Origin of the sequence: Protofrankia sp. Cas4, from assembly GCF_963555915.1 — a bacterium.
Taxonomy (GTDB): domain Bacteria; phylum Actinomycetota; class Actinomycetes; order Frankiales; family Frankiaceae; genus Protofrankia.
Map to the genome: position 1 here is coordinate 18,770 of NZ_CAUVXL010000239.1, position 16,235 is coordinate 35,004.

Genomic DNA, 16,235 nt, shown 5'->3' on the forward strand with positions numbered 1-16,235 from the left:
GCTGGCCGCTCGGTTGCTGCCCGCTCGGTTGCTGCCCGCTCGGTTGCTGCCCGCCTGGCCCCAGGTCGGTGGGGATGTCAGCCCCGGCGCGAGCATCGGAGTTGCTCAGGATGTCAACGCCGCCCGTGCCCCCTGCAAGCCATGCGCCGGCAACCGGGTCCGGCGTCCGGGCGATATCCCAAGATCCCGTGTCGCTGTCGGACACGCCGGCGACGCTCAGATCGGTGCCGATCTGCCCGTCTCCGCCGAGCGGTGCCCAGCCGCCGGCATCGGCCTGGCCCCCCGCCGCGACGTCGGCGCCCGGCCATGAGCCGGCATCCCACCGACCGACTTGGACGGGCTGCGGCCAGGCCGTGCCCGTCATGGGAAGGTCGTCGGCCACCGACGAAGCCGCCGGGTCCCGAGGCGTCGCCGGATCGTGATGGAGGGAAACCACGGAAAAGCCGCCGGTGGACTCGACCGCGATGCCGTCTGTGGCAGGGCTGGCAGCATCGACGGCAGCCGTGAATCCTGCCGATCCGGTGGGATGCGGCGCCGACGGCTGCCACGTCTGGGCGGCCTCATCCCAGACGTAGGCGCCGTCATCGCTGACCCAGCGACCGTGCTCGTCGATGCGCATGTGTCATCCTTCGGACCGAAACAGACGCCTTCAGGGTGCCATGCCGCCAGATTGCGGGGTCACCCCGGCATCCGAACCGGACCCGCAATGCCACTCCAACGGTCCGACACGGGACGATCCGGCCGCTGGGGAGCTGGGACGCTGACGCCGACTGAACACCGATTGCACCCGGAAGCTAGCAGAGCGTCGAGGCGACCAACACCTCTGCCTTCTGCAGCTCCTTCACCGTCGCGTACCCGGTGGTCGCCATGGCTGTCCGCAGCGCACCGGCCAGATTCAGCGTGCCGGGGTTCACCGCAGCCGGACCCAACAGGATCTCGCGAAGCGTTCCGATGACCGGCACACGCTCCCAGACGCCACGTGGCAACCGTGAGTGAAGGACATCCATGGACCAGTAACCGCCGCAACCGGGCGCCTCGGCCGCGGCGGCCAGTGGCGTGTCAAGCATCACGGCGTCAGCACCGCAGGCGATGGCCTTGGCCATGTCGCCGCCCGTCCGCATCCCACCGTGGGCGATCACATGGACGTAACGACCACCGGACTCGTCAAGGTAGCGCATCCGTGCTCCGGCCGCGTCGGCGATCGCCGTTGCCATCGGGACCCCGACACCGAGCACCGCACGGGTCGTGTCCGCGCCACCTGGCCCGACACCTACGATCACGCCGGCGGCACCGGTCCGCATCAGATGCAGGGCCGTCGAGAAGGACGCGCATCCTCCCACCAGAACCGGCACGTCAAGTTCGCCGATGAACCGCTTGAGGTTCAACGGCTCGCCCGCCCGCGACTGGTGCTCGGCAGACACTGCCGGCGCGTGGATGACGAGAAGGTCAATGCCGGCCTCGAGGAGGAACGGGTACAGTGCCGCGACCCGTTGGGGACGCAGCGCGGCAGCGGTGACGACGCCCGATTCGCGAATCTCGGCCAGCCGCTTGACGACCAGCTCCGGCCGGATCGGCGCCGCATAGAGTTCGCGCAGCCGCCGGGTCGCCGCATCAGCGTCGAGCGCGGAAAGCTCCGCCAGAAGCGAATCGGGCTCCTCGTGCCTGCTCCACACACCCTCGACGTGGACAACGCCGAGACCGCCAAGACCGCCGACGGTCACCGCGCTCGCGGGCGAGGTCACCGCGTCCGCCGGAGCGGTGACGACCGGCAGGTCGAAGCGATAGGCGTCGATCTCCCATGCCAGCGAGACGTCCGCGGGGTCACGGGTCCGCCGCGACGGCACGATACCCAGGGCGTCGAGTCCGAAGGCCACCCGCCCGCTCTTACCGATACCGATCTCGACCTCAGCCACTGTGTCCTCTCACCGGGAACCTGCCGCCGGAAGCCTGCCACCGCAGACGGGGCCATCGGACGCCGGGTGGCCGCACATGCTGATCACCGCGCGTTGTAGTTCGGTGCCTCGACAGTCATCTGAATGTCATGCGGGTGGCTCTCCTTGAGTCCGGCCGAGGTGATACGCACCAGCCGGGCATCCCGCTGAAGGGCGTCGATCGTGGCGGCACCGGTGTATCCCATAGCCGCGCGTAGCCCTCCGACCAGCTGGTGGGCCACCGCGGCCAACGGCCCCCGGTAGGGGACCTGTCCCTCGACGCCCTGCGGAACAAGCTTGTCATCGGAGAGAACGTCGTCCTGGAAGTAGCGGTCCTTCGAATAGGACCGGGTCGTGCCCCGGCTGCGCATCGCACCCAGGGACCCCATCCCGCGATAGGCCTTGTACTGCTTACCGTTGATGAAGATCAGCTCACCCGGGCTCTCGTCAACCCCGGCCAGAAGACTACCGAGCATCACCGTGTCCGCGCCGACGGCGATCGCCTTGGCGATGTCGCCGGAGTACTGCATCCCGCCGTCACCGATCACCGGGACGGCAGCCTCGCGCACGGCCTGCGCGCACTCATAGATCGCGGTGACCTGCGGGACCCCGACCCCGGCCACCACCCGGGTCGTGCAGATCGAGCCCGGCCCCACCCCCACCTTGATGGCGTCGGCGCCGGCGTCCACCAACGCACGTGCGCCGTCCGCGGTCGCGACATTTCCGGCGACCACATCAAGTGGGCTGCCGTCCAATCTGGTCGGCAGATCGCTCTTGATGCGCCGCACCATGTCCAGCACGGCCCGGGAGTGGCCATGCGCGGTGTCCACCACCAAGAAGTCGACCGCGGCCGCGACAAGCTCCTGCGCACGCTTGTACGCGTCCTCGCCCACCCCGATGGCGGCACCGACGACGAGGCGTCCATCCGAATCCTTGGTTGCCTGCGGATACTGCTCACGCTTGGTGAAATCCTTGACCGTGATCAGTCCGCGCAGACGCCCCTGACCGTCCACCAGGGGCAGTTTCTCAATCTTGTGCCGGCGCAACAGCACCAGCGCGTCGTCCACCGACGCCCCGACCGGCGCCGTGACCAGCGGCATCGGGGTCATCACGGCACGCACCAGCCGGGAATAGTCCCGTTCAAAACGAATATCGCGATTCGTGACGATGCCCACCAACTGACCATCCGATTCGGTCACCGGAACCCCGGAAATGCGGTAGCGGGCCATGAGCTCGTTGGCATCCTCGATGGTGGCATCCGGGCCGCAGGTGATAGGTGTTGTGATCATCCCCGACTCGGACCGCTTGACCATGTCGACCTGCTGCGCCTGGTCGTCGATGGAAAGGTTGCGATGCAGGACGCCGACGCCACCCTGCCGCGCCATCGCGATCGCCATCCGTGCCTCGGTGACGGTGTCCATCGCCGAGGACAACAACGGAACGGCCAACCGGATGTGCCGCGACAACCGGGTGGACGTGTCGGCATCCGCCGGCATGATGTCCGATTCCGCCGGCAACAGCAGCACGTCGTCGAAGGTCAGCCCCAGCATGGCCAGCTTCGCCGACTGCATCGGCCCCGGCTCGGACCCGGCCGGGGAGAGAATGGGACTGTTCATGGCATCTTCCGTTCACACCTCGGCACGGGCTCCAAACTCACATCCTAGGACCCATCACGGCCGCCGGGCGTGCGACAAAAAACCATGATCGCACACCCTTTGGCCAGCAAGACCCATCACGGCCGCCGGGCGTGCGACAAAAAACCATGACCATCTGAACGGCAAAATCCGTTGAAACAACCGATCCGGTGCCGGATATGTCGCGCTGCGCAACAATCCAGCACCACGGGTCACGAGGCGTGCGCAGGCAAGTCTTCCGAACAGGTCGAAAGGCGCGATCCGAACACCGGCCGACGTCTGGAGTCGCCCATCGGTGCCACTAGCAGGCCGTGTCCGGCGTAGCGTGGTCGGCGTGAGCGACGAGCCTCTCGACCCCTTCGCGGGCGACCCCGAGGATCCGACAGCGGAGCTCGCGCACCTCGACCCGATTGAGGACACCGAGCTGCTGGAGCCCCTATCGCCGCACGAGCGTGAGGAGATACTCGCCGAACTCGGAGACCTCGACGTCTTCCGGACCTTGCTGGAGCCCCGCGGCTACCGCGGCCTCGTCGTTGACTGCGAGGGATGCGCGGAACCCCATTTCTTCGATTGGGATCTGCTCATGGGTAACCTTCGCCACCTTCTTGACGAAGGCCGCACCAGGGTCCACGAGCCCGCGTACGCCCCGGACCCGTCGTCCTATGTCAGCTGGGACTACGCACGCGGCTATGCCGACGGCGTCTACGAGACAAGCGAGGCGTCGGAAGCGGGCTGATCCGGCGAGCGGCGTCGCTCTAACGCTCGAGCGGACTCCCGGTGAGCAGGTCGAGGGCTTCGGGCAGGGATCCCGCGTGACGGACTCGCGCCGGAAGGGTCGCTCGGCGCCAGCCCGAACCGCCGACGATGATCAATGTCGACGGCCGGGTTACCGGTAAACCGCTCAACGCCTGCGCATCCGCGGACGTCCGACGCTGCGACCACAGGAAGACCGCTACCGGCCCGGTACGGGCGACCGCAGTCCGCAACGCGGCCACCGGCACCGCCGCACCAAGGATGCGGGCGGTGGCACCCCGCTCGGCCAGACCTGCAGCCAGCGCGCTCAGCGCGAGGCTGTGCTGTTCGGCCGGGGTACACGCAAGCAGCACCGGTCGGGTGTAGGTGTCGAGCGCGCGATCCGCGACCCGGCGGAACACCGCCGCGACACAGTCGCTGAGCAGATGTTCAACGTCCACGGCGTCGCCGCGCTGTTCCCAGCGCCTACCCACGGCGACCAGCACCGGGCAGACGAGCTCCTGCCAGGCTGCGACGACGCCGTCCGTTTCCACGGCGTGGGCCATGATGCGGGTGACCGCCGACGAGTCGAGCGCCATGGCCGCGCGGGCGAGTCCCCGGGCAGCGATACCGGCATCCGCCAGCGGCAGCACCCGGCCGCCTGAACCCCGTGAACCGGCAGGGTCGGCAACCGCCGGCTCATCGGGACCGCCACGATCGTCATCCACCGGGATCGCGGCCCCGAGGCGCTCCCCGGTGGTAGCCGGCAGGTCCGCGTCCCCGCGGTCAGATCCGCCCTCGAAGGGTTCGGGTCCGACACCGTGCGTATGATCATCAGTGATCGCTCGAACCGGGGCCAGCCAACGCGGTTCCGGTAGGTCGTCGACCAGTGTGGTTCTGGCGATCCGGGCCGCTTCGGCGGGCGCGATCCCATCCCGTGTGAGTCGACACATGAACTCCAGACGGGCCAGGTCGTGTGGGCCGTACCTGCGGCGGGTACCGGACACATGGTCGGCCGGACCGAGCCCGTACCGACGGTTCCATGTTCGAAGGGTCGCGGGCGCGACGCCCAGCCGCCGGGCAACCGCCGCGACTGTGTACCGCGGGTTGCGCTCCGCCGGCTCCGGGGAGGGGGTCACAGCGCTCATGGTGGCTCTCGGCGACCGTACCCACAACTTGGCGACTAACCGGCTCCGACCGACCACGCGCCGAGTGATTCTCAGTGTTGAACAACATATGGCGCGGCACTACGGTGTAGCTGCGGCGCCTGCCGCCCATGGTTGAGAGGGGGGCTCAGACCGATGACCGATGTCCGACGACTTCCAGGCCCCGGTGCCGAGAAGTGGGAATGGCAACTTCACGGTGCGTGCCGTGGAGAGAGCACGGAGCTCTTCTTCCACCCGGAAGGTGAGCGAGGCCCGGCCCGCGCGGCTCGCGAGGCCGCCGCAAAGGCCGTCTGCGCAAGGTGTCCCGTGATCCAGGCATGCGCCGAGCATGCGCTGCACGCCCGCGAGCCTTACGGGGTTTGGGGTGGGCTGAGCGAGTCCGAACGAGAAGGCATCCTGACCGGCCGAACGCGTCGCGGCGCGGCTCGGCACAGCCCGTCACGCCCCGGTCTGGCTCCGGCCTGCTGAACCGGCCTGCTGAACCGGCCAAAGGCGATGCGATCGTGGTTCTGTCGCATCGCCGGAGGCCGCAGTCCCCAGGGCGCTAGAGGGCCAAAGGGCGCGCGACGATCGTCAGATCGCGCGCCCGCGGTGGCGACATCCACGGACATGTCCATCCCACCGGATGGGTCACCCGCGACGTGTGACCGCAACGCTCGGCGAGATCGACCTCGGCGGGATCGGCGAGATCGACGACCTCAGCGAGATCGACAGGGAACCTGCAAAGGCCCGGCAGGACGTTGGCGGTCCTGCCGGGCCGAGAGGGCCGAAGGCGGCGCGATCATGATTTTTCGCGCCGCCGGAGGCCGAAATCCCCGGTGTGCTGAGGGAATCCACCACGCGGTGCCGCGGGTCGGTGCGACCGACATCCGCGGGAGTACGCCTGTCAGGATCCCGGCGAGCCGGATCCCGTCAACTCAGAGCGCCTCAGAGCGCCGCAGCCCCGCTCCTTGATCTACACCCCTGTTGCCGGTCGCCCTTAGAAACCCGGGCCGTGCGAGTGGCCGTGGTTGTGACCATGGCCGGCGGCGGCCGCGGCCTTCGACGGCTTCTCCGCGACGAGGCTTTCGGTCGTGAGCAACAGTGCAGCGATGGACGCGGCGTTGGCGACCGCCGAGCGGGTCACCTTCACCGGGTCGACCACGCCGTCGGCGATCAGGTTGCTGTACACGCCCCGGGCCACGTTGAAGCCACTGCCGACGGGCTGCTCCTTCACCTTCGCGACGATCACGGCGCCTTCCAGGCCGGCGTTGTTCGCGATCCAGGTCAACGGAGCGCTGAGCGCGTCACGAACGATCTGTACACCGGCCAGTTCGTCGCCTGTGCGCCCGAGGCCGCCGTCGAGGGCCGCGCCGGCGTGTACCAGTGCCGACCCACCGCCCGCCACGATGCCTTCCTCCACCGCTGCGCGGGTGGCGGACACGGCATCCTCCAGACGGTGCTTCTTCTCCTTGAGCTCGACCTCGGTGGGCGCACCGACTCTGACCACGGCGACGCCACCGGCGAGCTTGGCGACCCGCTCCTGCAGCTTCTCGCGGTCCCAGTCCGAGTCGCTGGCCTCGATCTCGCCCCGAAGCTGACGTACTCGGTCGGCAATGGTCGTCTCGTCCCCGGCACCGTCGATGATGGTCGTGGTGTCCTTGTCGACCACAACTCGACGCGCCCGCCCAAGCTCAGCCAGCCCGACCGAGTCAAGCTTGAGACCGACCTCGGCAGCGACGACCTGTCCCCCGGTGAGGACGGCGATATCCTGCAGCATCGCCTTGCGGCGGTCGCCGAAGCCCGGCGCCTTGACTGCCACGACCTGGAAGGTCCTGCGGATCGCGTTGACGACGAGAGTCGACAGCGCCTCCCCCTCGACATCCTCGGCAATGATCAGAAGCGGCTTCCGCGCCTCCATGACCTTCTCCAGGAGCGGAAGGACGTCGCCCAGCGCACTGATCTTGCCCGGGTGCAGGAGCACGTACGCGTCTTCGAGGACGGTCTCCATGCGCTCGGAGTCCGTGACGAAGTACGGAGAAATGTAACCCTTGTCGAACTGCATCCCCTCGGTGAGCTCGAGCTCCAGTCCGAGGGTCTGACTCTCCTCGACGGTGATCACACCGTCCTTGCCGATCCGGTCCATCGCCTCGGCGATGAGCTCGCCGACCTTCGCGTCCTGGGCGGAGATTGCCGCGACGTGCGCGATGACCTCCTTCGAGTCCACCTCCAGCGCCTGCTCCAGCAGGGCGTTGGAAACGGCCACGACCGCGGCCTCGATACCCGCCTTGAGCGCCACCGGCGGCGTCCCGGCCGCGACCTGTCGCAGCCCGCTGCGCACCATGGCCTGGGCGAGCACGGTCGCGGTCGTGGTGCCGTCGCCGGCGACGTCGTTGGTCTTGGTGGCGACTTCCTTGGCGAGTTGGGCGCCGAGGTTCTCGTTGGGGTTGTCGAGCTCCACCTCGCGCGCGATCGTCACCCCGTCGTTGGTGATCGTCGGTGCGCCGTAGGACTTGTCGATGACGACGTTGCGGCCACGCGGGCCGATCGTCACCTTCACAGCGTCCGCGAGGGCGTTCACGCCATGCTCAAGCGCATGGCGAGCGTCCTCACTGAATGTCAGAATCTTGGGCATACGTGGTCCTCCCGAACCGGCTCAGGGCGTGTCTGCCCCTGGGCGTGCCGCCAGGAAATCGCTCGATGGACCCCGGGAGCAGGAACCCACGCGACCGCGGAGCATTCCGGTGGGGGTGATGCGAGCGAAGATTCGGAAAGCACGCCCTAACGGCGATCGGGCGTGCTCCACCGATCCGGACGAATGCCATCCAGAACGGCGAAACACGCCCTTGGATCCTGCCGGAGACAGGCCTACTTCTCGATGATCGCCAGCACGTCGCGGGCGGAGAGAACCAGGTACTCCTCACCGGCGTACTTCACCTCGGTGCCGCCGTACTTGCTGTACAGAACGACATCACCAACCGTAACGTCGAGCGGAACCCGCTTGCCATCCTCGAACCGGCCGGGCCCGACCGCGAGGACGGTGCCCTCCTGCGGCTTCTCCTTGGCCGTATCCGGGATCACGATGCCTGACGCGGTGGTCTGCTCGGCGTCTGACGGCTGGACGACAATACGATCTTCGAGCGGCTTGATTGCAACCTTGGTGGCGGTCGTCACGATCGACCTCCCCCTTCCTGCGCTGGATGAGAGAGCGACCCTGGCGGCCTGCCGTCGCGGGGGAACAGGCGCCTGCTGTCGCTGGCACTCTCGTGTGCCGAGTGCCAACTTAGCACCCACCTCGCCCACGTCAACCAACACGGTCGGAACTGTCAAGCGAGTCCGCAGCCGTGGTCGCCGGTCAGCCCGCCGAACCCGGCCACGACCGGGAGTTGCCGGCCGCCGCCGGGCCGGGCTCGACCCGGTCCGCCGGCGCGACGGGCACCGACCGGGACCCGATCCGGCGGCGGCCGGAGGACAACGGGTCCGGACTACCCGGGCGGCCCACCATGGCCCGCGGCCACGTTAGTGCGCCCGGCTGATGACATCGGGATGCTCCCGAAACCAGGAAACCGTGGTATCGAGACCGGTCCGCAGATCGACGACAGGTTCCCAGCCCAGGATGTCACGGGCCAACGAAATGTCGGGCTGCCGGATCGTCGGATCATCCTCCGGCCGCGGAATGAACGAGATCTCCGATTCACTTTTGGCAACCTCACGGACGAGTTCGGCAAGCTCGAGGATCGACAACTCGTAGGGGTTGCCGATGTTCATCGGACCGGGATGACCGGAAAACATCATCCGTACGATTCCCTCGACCAGATCGTCGACATAGATGATCGACCGGGTCTGACTGCCGTCGCCCGCCACCGTTATCGGTTCACCGCGCAGGGCCTGGGTCGCAAAGGCGGGAATCGCCCGACCGTCGTTGGGACGCATCCGCGGCCCGTGGGTGTTGAAGATCCGGACGATTCCGGTGTCGACCGCGTGGCTTCGCCGGTAGGCCATGGTCAGCGCCTCGCCGAACCGCTTGGCCTCGTCATAGACGCCGCGCGGCCCTACCGGGTTGACATGGCCCCAGTAGTTCTCGGGCTGTGGATGGACCTGCGGGTCCCCATAGACCTCCGAGGTCGACGCCAGTATGAAACGCGCGCCTTTTTCCTTCGCCAGGCCAAGGGCGTGCAGCGTACCGATCGAGCCGACCTTCAAGGTGTGGATCGGTAGATGCAGATAGTCGATCGGGCTCGCCGGCGACGCGAAGTGCAACACGTAATCGACCGGACCAGGAACATGAACGTAATCCGTTACATTGCAGCGGACCAGCCGGAATCCCTCGCGGTCCGCAAGATGAGCGACGTTCGCCGGCGTCCCCGTGACGAAGTTGTCCAGGCAGATGACCTCATGGCCCTCGTCCAACAGCCGCTCGCACAGGTGCGACCCCAGAAAACCGGCACCTCCAGTGACAACGCTTCTTTCCATCAGGCCCCCTCCTGGTTATTGGTATTCCGTCCGCGTGACGATACGCGCATGAAGTCCCACCCCCGTGCGGACCGAGCGAGAAGGCTCGGCGGGACACCATCGAGGACGGACGCGGCGGCGCCGGTCGATGGTTTACCGCCCACCGACGGTTCGCTCCCCTGCGGATGGAGGAGAACGACGACAACGTCTCCGCTGTCGCCGACGCCACGGTAGATCTCCGCCGATGTGCCCGCCAGAGCCTGATCCAACCAGGCCAGGAGCCCATCCAGGCATCCCTCGGCCGCGTGCGCCTCCCACATGCGCGTCACATCAACCACAACCCCATCTTCGACCATGCCGGGCGCTCTAAGCCCCGACAAAGCTAGAACGGCCAAAGGGCGTGCGATCATGCTTCTACGCACGCCCGGCGGCCCCGACAAAGCTAGAACGGAAGGATCGAGGTGGCGGAAATGTCCAGCGGGGACGGCGTGACCCCGGCCGCGGCCTGAAGGGAGCCCAGCGCGGCGACCATCGCACCGTTGTCGGTGCACAGTCCGGGCCGCGGCACCCGCAGGGTGATACCGGCGGCCTCGCACCGCGCCGCCGCGAGCGACCGCAGCCTGCTGTTCGCCGCCACGCCGCCGCCGATCACCAGGGTGTCCACCCCGTGCAATCTGCAGGCCGCGACCGACTTGGCCGTCAACACATCCACAACGGCCTCCTGGAACGACGCGGCGACGTCGGCGACGGGCACCGGCTCGCCCACGCGGTTGCGCGCCTCCACCCAGCGGGCCACCGCGGTCTTCAGTCCGCTGAAGGAGAAGTCGAAGGTACCGTCGCCCGCCTTCGCGCGCGGGAACGCAATCGTGGGGCTCCCGTCCCGGGCCGCCCGATCTATCGGCGGTCCACCCGGAAACGGCATCCCGAGCAGCCGGGCAACCTTGTCATACGCCTCGCCCGCTGCATCGTCGACCGTGGCCCCGAGCTGGATCACCGCGCCGGTGGCGAGGTCCGGTACCAGCAGCAGGGACGAATGCCCACCGGAGACCAGCAACGCCATTGACGGACTGGGCAACGCTCCATGCTCAAGGGTGTCCACCGCGACATGCGCAGCCAGGTGATGGACACCGTAGAGCGGGACGCCGAGCGCGAACGCATACGCCTTGGCCGCGGCCACACCGACCAGCAGCGCCCCGGCAAGGCCCGGACCAGCGGTGACCGCGATCGCGTCGACGTCGCAGTGGCGCAGCCCCGCTTGGGACAGTGCCCGCTCGACGGTCGGAACCATCGCCTCCAGGTGTGCCCGGGCTGCGATCTCCGGGATGACCCCGCCGTAGCGCGCGTGCTCGTCCACGGACGACGCGAGGGTGTCGGCGAGCAGAACGCCACCGCGGACCAAACCCACGCCGGTCTCGTCGCATGAGGTCTCAATACCCAGTACCAGCGGCGCGTCACCCCGCACCGGGGCCGTGGGACCGGCGCGAGCCCCGCTCACCGGGACACCGTCGACTCCACCGCGTCCAGTAGCTCACCGTAGTCGTTGGTGTCGATACGACGAGCAGACATCACGTAGGCGTCGGCTCCGGACGGCTGGTAATAGCCCTTGCGCACACCGAGATTGACAAAACCCAGCCGCTGGTAGAGAGCCTGGGCCGTGCTGTTGTCGGTGCGCACCTCCAGGTCGCAACGGTGGGCGCCGCGTATCCGGGCGTGGCGCAACAGCGCGACGAGTAACCGGGTACCCACCCCGCCGCCGCGGGCATCCGTGCTGACGCCGACGGTCTGCACGTAGGACTCATCGTCATGGACCGCAAGCCCCCCGTAACCCACTATCCGCCCGCCGCGCACGGCGGCCAGATAGTGGCGCGTCTCGCCCTGGGCGAGTTCCGACCAGAACAGTTCGGCGCTCCAGGCATCCTCGGCGAAGATCTCCTGCTCCAGCTCGGCGACATCGTCAAGATGCCACCAGCGCAGGCGCACGAGGGTCACCTCGTCCCGCCGCCCAGGTGTCGGCGCATCCCCGGTCGCCGGGTCTGTCCTGATCGTCATCTTGCCGATCACCGGGCCACCGCCTTCGGCGGACGCGGTTGCGCCGCGTCCGGCCGGCGCAGGTACAGCGGGACGAGCGGCGCGGGTGGTCGGTTGGCCAGGACCGCCGCGCCGGCCAGGCGGGCGAGGGTGACCGGGGACGGATAGCCCGGGTCCGCCGGCTCTGCGAGGTCGGCGAGGTCGGCGAAATCCGCGAAGACGTCCGGATACAGGTGCAGGCCGGGGCCGACCGCCCGGTGGACCGACATCCGCCGCAGTTCGTCGACGACCACCTGTGGCCGGCCCACGGACGGCCCGTCCACCCGCTCGCCGTTGTGGTACACCGCCCAGTACACCTCCCGGCGCCGCGCGTCGGTCGCCACGGCCACTCTGCCCGAGGTGTCAGCACCGACACCGTCCAGCGAACACACGCCATAAGCAGGCAAGCCGAGGGCATCGGCGAAGGCCTCGGCTGTCATCACGCCGACCCGCAGGCTGGTGAACGGCCCTGGGCCGATGCCAACCACCACGGCGTCGAGGTCACCCGGGCGTGCCGACGCTTCGTCAAGAACCTCCCGGATCAACGGCACCAGCAGTTCCGCGTGCTTTCGCGGATCGACGACCCGCCGCTGCGCCCGTCCCGTCATGCCCTCAACCGCCATGCTCTCTACCGCCATGCCCCCGGCCGCCGGGACCTCAGCCGCCGGGACCCCAGCCGCGGTGGCCACGCTCGCCGATCCGGCGGCGGGCTGACCCCGGTGGACGTCCACCAGGGCGACCGAGCAGGCGGGTGTCGCCGTGTCAACAGCGAGAAGCAGCACGTTTGACAGCCTAGGGCCTGCCCGGTGGATCTTCGATCAGATCGCATGATCGGGTGGTTCGGGCCGGTGGATCCCCGGCGGCGGCCGGACCGCACCCTCGTCCTCCGCCCACAACGACCGCAGGCGGGTCGACCATCCGCGGTCGCTACCGACCATCCGGATGACACGGACGCCGCTGTCATCACAATCGTCGACATCGCCGAAACCGGGCAGCGGCGCGGCCTCGGGCGGCCGCTCGATCTCGACCCGCAGATACCCGCTGGCCAGGCCCTCTACCAGCCCCGAGCCCCACTCGACAACCGTCACAGACTCCTCGATCTCAGCATCGAGATCGATGTCCTCGACTTCAGCGACTGCGCCCAGACGGTAGGCGTCCACGTGCACCAGGGGTACCCGCCCGTCATCGTGTACCCGGGCGATCACGAAGGTCGGCGAGGTCACCGCCCCGGTGACACCCAGTCCGGCGGCGATGCCCTGGACCAGAACAGTCTTGCCGGCACCGAGTGGGCCGGCGAGTATCACGAGATCCCCGGCGCGCAACAGCCCGGCCAGCCGGCGACCGACAGCGCGCATGGTTCCAGCCGTCGGGACCTCGACCATCCAGGCCGGTCCGTCGGTCCAGACGGTGGGCCCGGCAGACCCGGCAGACCCGGCAGACCCGGACGAGCCGTTCACGAGGCCGACGCGGAGAGGTCATCAGGGCCGTGCGATCGCTGCGGGCTCAACAAACCCCGCGGCCGGGCGGTCGCCCGATTCACCAGCGTGCGCAGCGCCTCGTTGACCTCGTCAGGGCGCTCGAGAGGGACGGCGTGTCCGGCCCCGGCCACGACCACCAGGTCGGCTTCAGGCAGGGCGTCGGTCAGTGTCCGACTGTGCTCCAACGGGGTCATGACATCGGCGTCACCGACAAGAATCAGCGTCGGCGTGGTCACCAGCGCCGCCACTGCGGCGAGCTTGTCATGACTGATCAGCGCAGGCAAGAACGCGGCCATCACGTGCAGCGGCGTTGCGGCCACCATCTGCTCCAGGAACGACACGACAGGCGAACCGACAGCGGTGGAGCCGAAGCCGATCCGACGGGTCGCGGCCCACGCAATCTGACTGCCGTGGCGGCGGCCCCGTTCCAGCAGCGTCGGGGCATGGCGCAGGCCGACGGCAAGACCGGGCAGCGTGACGCGCAGGACCTTCGCCGCAGCCGCCGGCAGGCCGAAGGTCACCGTGGCCAGGCTGCCGGCACTGGTCGACAGGAGGCCGACCCCGACGATCCGGTCGCCGAACAGTTCCGCGTGCGCATCAGCCAACGCAAGGACCGTCATCCCGCCCATCGAGTGTCCGACAAGGACCACCGGTCCAGTCGGCACCACGTCGGTCAGCACTCGATACAAATCGTCACCGAGCTGCTCAATCGTGCATGCCGCGACGTCGGAGGCGCCGGATGAGCCGTGGGCACGCTGATCGTAGAACACCAACCGCCCACATTCGGCAAGATCACGGCGTTGGAACGTCCAGCAGTCAAGGCTGACACAGAAGCCGTGGATGAAGACGAGGGTGAGCGCGGCGCCGGGATCTCCGACGATCTCGACGTGCAACGGTACGCCATCCGACGCGATCACCGTGGTCGGACGCCCCCCGACCAGCGGGACCGGACCGCCATCGGGCGGCCTGGGCGCCAGGGCGTCCGACAGATCGGCGGGCAGGTCTGCCGGCAGATCGGCCGCCAAGGCATCCGGCAGCTCAGCCGGCAAATCCGCCAGCACGCCCGCCCGGTCCGAGCGGCGCTGGAACCGCCGCCGCGCCGCGGCGCCGACAACGACAGCGGTGGCGAGGCCGGCAAGACCGGCGACGCCGGCCGGCCACGCCCCCCGCGAGCCGCCGCCAGTCCGGCCGGTACGGGCAAGCAGCCCGCCGACGTCCGGCATCTTCACAGTCACCACCAGGCGTCGATGATCATAATCTGGCATCACGGTCACGGCAGGCCGCGTTCCGGCCCGGCTGGGCCGGCTGGGCCGGACACGTTGAGGTGCACCCTCGGTACCCGGACACCGATCCTCGTGACAATCTCGTAGTTGATGGTCCCGAGGGCATCCGCCCAGTCGGCGGCGGTGGGTTCGCCGTGCTCCCCCGGCCCGAACAGGATGACCTGATCGCCCGCCTGAACGGGATCGTCGCCGACGTCCAGGACGAACTGGTCCATGCACACGGTGCCGGCGATGCGCCTGCGGCGGCCGGCCAACAGCACCTCGGCCGTGTTGCCCGCCGACCGCGGGACGCCGTCGGCGTACCCCAGTGGCACCAACGCGAGCGTCGTCTCGTCCAGGGTGGTGTATCGGTGGCCATAGGACACCCCGCCGCCGGCCGGCACCCGCTTGGCCAACGCCAGCCGAGCGGTGAGTGTCATGGCCGGGCGCAGGCCGAGGGCTGTGGGAGGACCGAGGGCAGGTCCGGGCGACAGGCCGTACACCGAGATTCCCGGGCGGACCAGGTCGAAGTGTGCGTCCGGGCTGATCAGGGTCGCGGCCGAGTTGGCCAGGTGGCGCACGCGCGGACGTAGACCGGCCTTCTCCGCGATGGCCACCGCGTCCCGGAAGTACCCGATCTGCGCGCGGACGGTCGGATGGCCGGGCGAGTCCGCGAACGCGAAGTGGCTCCACACACCGACCACGTCGATCAGGCCGTCGGCGGCACGCGCCGCCGACGCGGCACACAGGGACGGCCAGCCCGCCTCGGTCGCCCCCGCCCGGTTCAGGCCGGTGTCGGCTTTGAGATGGACCCGTGCGGTGCGGCCGGTCAACCGCGCGGCCGCGGCGATCTCCGCCAGCGACCAGGGCGCCGACACCGACAGGTCGACGTCGGCGGCAATCGCCTCGGTGAGCGGCTCCCCGGGCGTGCTGAGCCAGGCGAACACCGGTACCGTGAACCCGGCGGCGCGCAGCGCGAGCGCCTCGGATATGAACGCGACCCCGAGCCAGCTCGCACCGGCCTCCAGCGCGGCACGCGCGCAGGGCAGCATCCCGTGACCATAGCCGTCGGCCTTGACCACCGCCATGGTCGCGGCGTTGCCGGCACGGGTGACCAATGTCGCCACGGACTCGCGGACCGCGTCAAGATCGACAACCACGCACGCGGGTAGGTTGCCGCTCTGCCGTGTCATCCGAAGCCTTCCTGACCTGCCCACACAGCCTCACCGGCCAAAGGCCGCGCGATCATGGTTCTACGCGCGGCCGGCGGCCCCACGCAGCTTCACCGGCCAAAGGCCGCGCGATCATCGTCCCGTGCATGCGAACGCCGACCACACGCGTACGCGCTCTGACGGTAACAAGGGCTGCCGGGGCAGAGTGCGCCAAGGCATGTGCCCGCTCAACGACACCCACCTGCTCAGTGCCTTCCACGGACCCGCAACATCGGAGCCAGATCGGAGGCAGCCAGCGGATGGCCCGCCCGCTGCGCAGCCCGACCGTGCAGCTGGGCTCCCACGCTGCCGGCATCCAGCGG

General features: G+C 68.9%; 16 protein-coding genes and 1 pseudogene. 3 read left to right on the forward strand and 14 right to left on the reverse strand.

The window, feature by feature from the left end:
* The 3 genes and pseudogenes from U9979_RS21485 to guaB all read right to left on the reverse strand — a co-directional run.
* Positions 1-619: pseudogene (locus U9979_RS21485) on the reverse strand (hypothetical protein); the annotation flags it as partial.
* A gap of 175 nt (positions 620-794) precedes the next feature.
* A complete protein-coding gene (locus tag U9979_RS21490; RefSeq protein WP_322747199.1) occupies positions 795-1,913 on the reverse strand; it encodes a GuaB3 family IMP dehydrogenase-related protein in 1,119 nt (372 codons plus the stop codon).
* Between the two features lie 83 nt (positions 1,914-1,996).
* Positions 1,997-3,547: an IMP dehydrogenase gene (gene guaB / locus U9979_RS21495; RefSeq protein WP_322747198.1), complete on the reverse strand. Its 1,551-nt coding sequence runs from the start codon at positions 3,545-3,547 to the stop codon at positions 1,997-1,999.
* Positions 3,548-3,890: 343 nt separating this feature from the next.
* On the opposite strand from guaB, the gene U9979_RS21500 reads away from it, so the two are divergent.
* Positions 3,891-4,301, forward strand: a complete 411-nt coding sequence (locus U9979_RS21500; RefSeq protein WP_322747239.1) for a DUF5319 domain-containing protein — start codon at positions 3,891-3,893, stop codon at positions 4,299-4,301.
* Positions 4,302-4,320: 19 nt separating this feature from the next.
* Here the strand turns inward: U9979_RS21500 and U9979_RS21505 are convergent, their stop codons facing one another.
* Positions 4,321-5,445: a MerR family transcriptional regulator gene (locus U9979_RS21505; protein ID WP_322747197.1), complete on the reverse strand. Its 1,125-nt coding sequence runs from the start codon at positions 5,443-5,445 to the stop codon at positions 4,321-4,323.
* A 153-nt stretch (positions 5,446-5,598) separates the two neighbouring features.
* On the opposite strand from U9979_RS21505, the gene U9979_RS21510 reads away from it, so the two are divergent.
* Positions 5,599-5,931, forward strand: coding sequence for a WhiB family transcriptional regulator (locus tag U9979_RS21510; RefSeq protein ID WP_322747196.1), 333 nt, complete (start codon positions 5,599-5,601; stop codon positions 5,929-5,931).
* Between the two features lie 511 nt (positions 5,932-6,442).
* On the opposite strand, the gene groL is transcribed toward U9979_RS21510, so the two are convergent.
* Both groL and groES read right to left on the reverse strand, forming a co-directional pair.
* Positions 6,443-8,077, reverse strand: a complete 1,635-nt coding sequence (gene groL / locus U9979_RS21515; protein ID WP_322780770.1) for a chaperonin GroEL — start codon at positions 8,075-8,077, stop codon at positions 6,443-6,445.
* 233 nt (positions 8,078-8,310) lie between these two features.
* Positions 8,311-8,619, reverse strand: a complete 309-nt coding sequence (groES, locus tag U9979_RS21520; protein ID WP_322747238.1) for a co-chaperone GroES — start codon at positions 8,617-8,619, stop codon at positions 8,311-8,313.
* Positions 8,620-8,786: 167 nt separating this feature from the next.
* Between groES and U9979_RS21525 the strand changes: the two genes are divergently transcribed.
* A complete protein-coding gene (locus tag U9979_RS21525; protein WP_322780771.1) occupies positions 8,787-8,978 on the forward strand; it encodes a hypothetical protein in 192 nt (63 codons plus the stop codon).
* Here U9979_RS21525 and U9979_RS21530 read toward each other — a convergent pair.
* The 8 genes from U9979_RS21530 to alr form a co-directional block, all read right to left on the reverse strand.
* The gene (locus U9979_RS21530) at positions 8,962-9,915 is read right to left on the reverse strand and encodes a UDP-glucuronic acid decarboxylase family protein (RefSeq protein WP_322780772.1); all 954 of its coding nucleotides are present in this window, start codon (positions 9,913-9,915) and stop codon (positions 8,962-8,964) included. The genes U9979_RS21525 and U9979_RS21530 overlap by 17 nt on opposite strands.
* A complete protein-coding gene (locus U9979_RS21535) occupies positions 9,915-10,232 on the reverse strand; it encodes a hypothetical protein (RefSeq protein WP_322747193.1) in 318 nt (105 codons plus the stop codon). The genes U9979_RS21530 and U9979_RS21535 overlap by 1 nt, the downstream gene beginning before the upstream one ends.
* 104 nt (positions 10,233-10,336) lie before the next feature.
* A complete protein-coding gene (gene tsaD / locus U9979_RS21540; RefSeq protein WP_322780773.1) occupies positions 10,337-11,389 on the reverse strand; it encodes a tRNA (adenosine(37)-N6)-threonylcarbamoyltransferase complex transferase subunit TsaD in 1,053 nt (350 codons plus the stop codon).
* Positions 11,386-11,943, reverse strand: a complete 558-nt coding sequence (gene rimI, locus U9979_RS21545; RefSeq protein ID WP_322747191.1) for a ribosomal protein S18-alanine N-acetyltransferase — start codon at positions 11,941-11,943, stop codon at positions 11,386-11,388. The genes tsaD and rimI overlap by 4 nt, the downstream gene beginning before the upstream one ends.
* Before the next feature lie 8 nt (positions 11,944-11,951).
* Positions 11,952-12,743, reverse strand: coding sequence for a tRNA (adenosine(37)-N6)-threonylcarbamoyltransferase complex dimerization subunit type 1 TsaB (tsaB, locus tag U9979_RS21550; RefSeq protein ID WP_322780774.1), 792 nt, complete (start codon positions 12,741-12,743; stop codon positions 11,952-11,954).
* 36 nt (positions 12,744-12,779) lie between these two features.
* Positions 12,780-13,343 (reverse strand): tRNA (adenosine(37)-N6)-threonylcarbamoyltransferase complex ATPase subunit type 1 TsaE, encoded by a 564-nt coding sequence (tsaE, locus tag U9979_RS21555; protein WP_322780775.1) that lies wholly within the window; start codon positions 13,341-13,343, stop codon positions 12,780-12,782.
* Between the two features lie 71 nt (positions 13,344-13,414).
* Positions 13,415-14,662, reverse strand: a complete 1,248-nt coding sequence (locus U9979_RS21560) for an alpha/beta hydrolase (RefSeq protein WP_322780777.1) — start codon at positions 14,660-14,662, stop codon at positions 13,415-13,417.
* A 47-nt stretch (positions 14,663-14,709) separates the two neighbouring features.
* Positions 14,710-15,894, reverse strand: coding sequence for an alanine racemase (gene alr, locus U9979_RS21565; RefSeq protein ID WP_322780776.1), 1,185 nt, complete (start codon positions 15,892-15,894; stop codon positions 14,710-14,712).
* Between the last annotated feature and the right edge of the window lie 341 nt (positions 15,895-16,235).

Excerpts from the sequence above, each read along its gene's own strand:
- U9979_RS21510 (WP_322747196.1), top strand. The coding sequence starts at position 5,599 with ATGACCGATGTCCGACGACTTCCAGGCCCCGGTGCCGAGAAGTGGGAA.
- alr (WP_322780776.1), bottom strand. The coding sequence starts at position 15,894 with ATGACACGGCAGAGCGGCAACCTACCCGCGTGCGTGGTTGTCGATCTT.
- guaB (WP_322747198.1), bottom strand. The coding sequence starts at position 3,547 with ATGAACAGTCCCATTCTCTCCCCGGCCGGGTCCGAGCCGGGGCCGATG.
- U9979_RS21560 (WP_322780777.1), bottom strand. The coding sequence starts at position 14,662 with ATGCCGGACGTCGGCGGGCTGCTTGCCCGTACCGGCCGGACTGGCGGC.
- U9979_RS21530 (WP_322780772.1), bottom strand. The coding sequence starts at position 9,915 with ATGGAAAGAAGCGTTGTCACTGGAGGTGCCGGTTTTCTGGGGTCGCAC.
- groL (WP_322780770.1), bottom strand. The coding sequence starts at position 8,077 with ATGCCCAAGATTCTGACATTCAGTGAGGACGCTCGCCATGCGCTTGAG.
- rimI (WP_322747191.1), bottom strand. The coding sequence starts at position 11,943 with ATGACGATCAGGACAGACCCGGCGACCGGGGATGCGCCGACACCTGGG.
- U9979_RS21505 (WP_322747197.1), bottom strand. The coding sequence starts at position 5,445 with ATGAGCGCTGTGACCCCCTCCCCGGAGCCGGCGGAGCGCAACCCGCGG.
- tsaE (WP_322780775.1), bottom strand. The coding sequence starts at position 13,343 with ATGGTCGAGGTCCCGACGGCTGGAACCATGCGCGCTGTCGGTCGCCGG.